The following is a 1,406-nucleotide window of genomic DNA, read 5'->3' on the forward strand; positions in this document are numbered from 1 at the left end:
ATCACCGTCTCGCCCTCCCCGTCGTTCAGGATCGCCGCATGCATCGACGCGTCCAGCAACGCCGGATGCAGACCGAACCCACCGGCCTCCCCCACCGACTCCTGCGGCAGAGCGACCTCCGCGAACAGCTCCTCACCCCGACGCCACGCCGCACGCAGCCCCCGGAACACCGGACCGTAGCCATAACCACGCTCACGGAAGACCTCGTACGCGTGGTCCAGTCCTGCGCGGTGTCCTCGGGGCGTGAGTAGACGGCGACCGTACGGCGTCCGCCGTTCTCCGGGCCGACCACCACGCGCACCTGGACGCCGCCCCGTTCGGGCAGCACCAGCGGTGCGGCCAGGGCCAGTTCCTCCAGGGTGGCGCAGCCCACGGCCTCGCCCGCCGTCAGGGACAGTTCGACCAGTACGGCGCCGGGCAGCAGGGTGCGGCCCAGGACCACGTGATCGGCCAGCCACGGCTGCGTCTCCACCGACAGCCTGCCCGTCAGTACGACACCACCGGAGTCCGGCAGCGCCACCACCGCGCCCAGCAACGGGTGATCGGACGCGTCCAGACCCGCTCCGGCGGGAACCGCGGTGGCGCCGTCCGTGGCGTGCAGCCAGTAGCGCTGCCGCTGGAAGGCGTAGGTCGGCAGGTCGACGGTGCGTGCGCCGGTGCCGGCGAAGTACGCGGCCCAGTCGACGGCAGCGCCGTCGCTGTGCAGGTGGCCGAGGGCCGTGAGCAGGGCATCGGCCTCGTCCCGGCCCTTGCGGGCGACCGGCACCAGCAGGACACCGGTGTCGTCGAGGCAGGTACGGGCCATGCCGGTCAGCACCGCCTCGGGACCGATCTCGACGCAGCGGCCCACTCCGGCGGCGCGCAGTGTCCGGACTCCGTCGGCGAAGCGTACGGCCTCACGGACGTGGGTCACCCAGTAGGCGGGCGTGGTGAGTTCACCGGACGCGGCGATGCGGCCGGTCACGTTGGAGACGACGGGCAGCAGCGGGTCGGCGTAGGAGAGGTTCTCGGCGACCGCGCGGAACTCGTCCAGCATCGGTTCCATCAGCGGCGAGTGGAAGGCGTGCGACACCCGCAGCCGGGTCGTACGGCGGCCCTGTTCGCGGAAAATCCCGGCGACGGCCTCGACCGCAATCTCGACACCCGAGATCACCAGGGAGGAGGGTCCGTTGACGGCGGCGACCGACACCTCGCCGGTCAGGTGCGGCAGCACCTCCGTCTCCGTCGCCTCCACCGCGACCATGGCGCCACCGGCCGGCAACGCCTGCATCAGCCGGCCGCGAGCGGCCACCAGCGCGCACGCGTCGGCCAGCGAGAACACACCCGCCACATGCGCGGCCGCGATCTCACCGATCGAGTGTCCGGCGACATAGTCGGGGCGCACGCCCCAGGCGTCGAGCAGACGG

1 protein-coding gene and 1 pseudogene are annotated in these 1,406 nt (G+C 72.4%); both read right to left on the reverse strand.

Annotated elements, in window-relative coordinates; all coding sequences use genetic code 11:
• Positions 1-170: polyketide synthase dehydratase domain-containing protein (locus IH50_RS43390; protein ID WP_324617173.1), on the reverse strand; the 170-nt coding region annotated here is incomplete at its 3' end.
• A 131-nt stretch (positions 171-301) separates the two neighbouring features.
• A pseudogene (locus IH50_RS0136745) lies at positions 302-1,384 on the reverse strand (acyltransferase domain-containing protein); the annotation flags it as partial.
• Positions 1,385-1,406 lie beyond the last annotated feature (22 nt).

It is taken from the genome of Streptomyces sp. NRRL S-37 (assembly GCF_000721605.1).
GTDB lineage: Bacteria > Actinomycetota > Actinomycetes > Streptomycetales > Streptomycetaceae > Streptomyces.